The sequence below is a fragment of the Halococcus sp. PRR34 genome (genome assembly GCF_028617175.1).
Classification (GTDB): domain Archaea; phylum Halobacteriota; class Halobacteria; order Halobacteriales; family Halococcaceae; genus Halococcus; species Halococcus salifodinae.
Genome location: NZ_JAQJDA010000057.1, coordinates 1 through 1,511, shown reverse-complemented (window position 1 = coordinate 1,511; position 1,511 = coordinate 1). Strand labels below are relative to the sequence as shown.

1 protein-coding gene is annotated in these 1,511 nt (G+C 57.9%); it reads left to right on the top strand.

The window, feature by feature from the left end; translation table 11 throughout:
• The first annotated feature begins 105 nt into the window (after positions 1 to 105).
• Positions 106 to 1,296 (top strand): ISH3 family transposase, encoded by a 1,191-nt coding sequence (locus PHA81_RS20760; protein ID WP_273838784.1) that lies wholly within the window; start codon positions 106 to 108, stop codon positions 1,294 to 1,296.
• The last annotated feature ends 215 nt before the right edge of the window (positions 1,297 to 1,511 follow it).

The window sequence follows — 1,511 nt, the reverse complement described above, 5'->3', positions numbered from 1 at the left end:
TCGCTAGTTGTCCACTCTGGCTCAACAGCCCAGTAGCTGATACGTTGTAGGAACGAAGCGGATGAATCAGTGACCTGATTCACCCGCTATCCGGATTTGTGAGTGATGAACCTACCCTTACTCAAGGAAGTTCTCACAGATCCGGACGAGTTCATTTCGAACGCCCAGTTGAAGTCTCTTGCTCTGGAGATGCTGGAGTTGATTCCGATGGAAGGGATCGAGGGCTCCGGCCTCGATCCCGAGGAAATCATGGAAGTCGTGCTTCGGGCCGCTGTTGGAACCACATCGGTCAACGGGGTCACGACGAAGACCAGCGATACGCCAAACCGGGAGACCGTGATGGACTGGCTCCACACCCTCCAGAAACCCGCCATACTGGACGCTGTGAACGATATTCTTGCGTTGGTCGCAATGACGGTTCTCGACCGTAGCGGGTCGAGAACCGTCTGTATCGACTTCATGGACAACCCGTTCCACGGCCATCCGGAGGACGAAGACGAGTTCAGGAGGATGCAAGCCCGTGACGGAACAACGAAGTGCCACCGCTATTGTACAGCGTTCGTCATCGCCCGGGGAAAGCCGCTAACCCTCGCCGTAGAGCCAGTAGCTGGCGAGGACAGCAAGGCCGACGCGGTCGAGCGCGTGCTCGCCCGCGTCGAGACCTATCCCTTCGAGATCGAGCGGATTCTCATCGATAGAGCTGCCTTCAACGGGGAACTGATCGGTGTGCTTCGTGAGACTGCGCCGCCAGTCTTTCCGGTCAAGACCGGGAAAGACTCGCTCCGGGAGAAGCTCTCGGTCAACGCGTCATACATGACCGAAGAGACGATCTGTGAAGGCAAGGAGTACGAACAAACGTACCCGCTGGCGGTAAACGTGACCTATCAGAACGGTGATCGAGGAAAGTCCGGTGTGAAACGGACGGGATACGCGGCGTACGGTCTGGAAGACCGCACGCCAGCGCAGGTCGCGACAGTCTACGACAACCGGTCACGGATCGAGAAGAGCTACGAGAAGTTCCGTGAAGCGCGTGCCCTCACAACAACGCCATCGACGACGATTCGGTTGTTCTACGTGGGTGTTGGCTTTCTGTTAGAGCAGTTGTGGGTCGTGCTCCAGTGGGCGGTGCTCGCCCAGCCACGACGTGGCGGGCGAGCACTTCCGGTGGAATTCACGTTCAGTGATGGGTTTCTCCACGGAGTCGAACGAGTGTTGGACGATGAACTCGGGTGGAAGGAGAAGTATCGGACGAACGGAGTAGGATTGCCGGCGGGATGCGATCACGGACTCGCCTGAGCCGCCTCGCTTCGATCGAAGCGAGGCTGGCGAGGAGCGACAGCTATCTCCTACGGGCACAGTTGTCCCGGAATCACCAACGAGAGATCCGTAGCTCGACAGATTCTCTTCAGTGGAGTGCCTCTCGCACATGCTACATTGGGACTCCGCCTCACGTCTGGCCGATTTCTACGCACTTGCTCGTACCGTGACTGGTAGAGTGGACAACTAGCGAT